This is a genomic window from Paragemmobacter kunshanensis (assembly GCF_011059185.1).
Taxonomy (GTDB): Bacteria; Pseudomonadota; Alphaproteobacteria; order Rhodobacterales; family Rhodobacteraceae; genus Paragemmobacter; species Paragemmobacter kunshanensis.
Genome location: NZ_JAALFE010000090.1, coordinates 1 through 1,265, shown reverse-complemented (window position 1 = coordinate 1,265; position 1,265 = coordinate 1). Strand labels below are relative to the sequence as shown.

Annotated in this window: 2 protein-coding genes; both read left to right on the top strand. The window is 53.4% G+C overall.

Annotation, left to right across the window (positions count from 1 at the left end; translation table 11 throughout):
* Nucleotides 1-207: 207 nt before the first annotated feature.
* Nucleotides 208-792, top strand: a complete 585-nt coding sequence (locus G5V65_RS21875) for a poly-gamma-glutamate hydrolase family protein (RefSeq protein WP_165054736.1) — start codon at nucleotides 208-210, stop codon at nucleotides 790-792.
* A gap of 36 nt (nucleotides 793-828) precedes the next feature.
* A complete protein-coding gene (locus G5V65_RS21870; protein WP_165054733.1) occupies nucleotides 829-1,149 on the top strand; it encodes a hypothetical protein in 321 nt (106 codons plus the stop codon).
* Nucleotides 1,150-1,265 lie beyond the last annotated feature (116 nt).

The window sequence follows — 1,265 nt, the reverse complement described above, 5'->3', positions numbered from 1 at the left end:
CCGTCAACGCCATGATTTATATGCGAAATATCACGATTACGACAGCGAAATCAGCGACTTACTTGGAGAATGTGGGCGTACTACTCATTACCGAACACAGCGACCACGTCTCTACCCAAAATCGCGCCAAAGACACCGACTTTCACTCAGCTAACCTGGGTCCCATGTTTGTCTGATGCGCGATTTCGTTTCTACGAAAGGTGGACCATGCCCGACCGCTACACATCCTTCGTCGATCTTGCCGCCAACGAGAAGCCCGATATCGACTACCGTATTCGAGTAGTAGATCGTGGCTCAGAGATAGGAATCTTGGCGCCCCACGGCGGATGGATTGAACCCGGGACCTCAGAGATCGCTGAAGCAATTGCCGGGTCCGTCTTTTCCTTCTACGCCTTCGAGTCATTAAAAAACGCTCCTCACGGCCATTTTCACATAACGTCACACCGTTTTGACGAACCCAAAGGAGTGGCACTCGTCAACAGATGTTTGATGTCAATTGCGATCCATGGAAGGCGAGACGAGGGGAACAATGCGGTCTGGCTGGGTGGTCGCGCCGACCGCCTGCGTGACGCTATCGGAGTTTCGTTACGCGACGCAGGGTTTGAGGCCGCGCTCAACAATCGGCTACCAGGTACAGAAGAAAAAAACATCTGTAATCGAACGCGCTCCGGACAGGGTGTGCAGCTCGAGCTTCCACGTCGGTTACGCAGTCAATTGATGTCCGACGCCAATCTTTTGCGAAGCTTCTGTGAAGCTGTTCGAAACCCCGCGCTGCAATCACCGATAATGTGAAATCAGCCAATGGTTGAATGAAGGAGATTATGAGCGATGGAACTGATCTACCCAATTAACTTCATCGGCCACGATGAGTGGATACATGGCGGGTACGACCCCGGACTTGCGCAGGGTGACGTGATCACTCGCGATGGGGAAGTCATAGGCAGTTGGCGCACTGTCGGCTATGATCCGAATGATGAGTATTCCGGTGGGCGTTTTGAGTTCATACCTTCCGGGGAAGATACAGCAAGGTTTACTGAGGAGTTTGCGTCGCTTGATATACGCATGAGCCGCGGCCTTGCACTTTCAAACCTGACCAGAACCATTCGCGAATGGTATGAGCCGACATTCCCCAAGTGGCCTGCCGCTTGACTTCAAGATCGCCTGATTTTGCTCGCTGGGCAAGCGTTTTTCGCCCCGAGCGGTGTCTGTCGTCGCGCAAACGGCCGAAGTCGGGTGGATCAAGCCTCGAACCCGCAGCATTCTGG

Coding starts and splice junctions, on each gene's coding strand:
- G5V65_RS21875 (WP_165054736.1), top strand. CDS start 208: ATGCCCGACCGCTACACATCCTTCGTCGATCTTGCCGCCAACGAGAAG.
- G5V65_RS21870 (WP_165054733.1), top strand. CDS start 829: ATGGAACTGATCTACCCAATTAACTTCATCGGCCACGATGAGTGGATA.